We start from the raw sequence: 232 nt of genomic DNA on the forward strand, positions 1-232 counted from the left end.
CTTTGGCCTACCAGCTTCCGCTAGATCCGCCCCCTCCGAAACTGCCGCCTCCGAAGCCGCCAAATCCGCCTCCTGAACCACCACCGAAGCCGCCGCCTGATCCTCCTCCCCAGTTGCCGCCTCCGCCGCCTCTGTTACCCATACCCGACAGCATAGTCCACCAGAAAATATCCGATGCGCCCCGGCTTCCGATTACCCGGCCGCCGCGTCCTCCTCCGCCACCTTTTTTGCC

General features: G+C 64.7%; 1 pseudogene. It reads right to left on the minus strand.

The features are described 5' to 3' along the window. Positions 1-7: 7 nt before the first annotated feature. Positions 8-232: pseudogene (locus DDR33_RS26810) on the minus strand (TPM domain-containing protein); the annotation flags it as partial.

The sequence above is a fragment of the Pararcticibacter amylolyticus genome (assembly GCF_003130405.1).
GTDB classification, from domain to species: Bacteria; Bacteroidota; Bacteroidia; order Sphingobacteriales; family Sphingobacteriaceae; genus Arcticibacter; species Arcticibacter amylolyticus.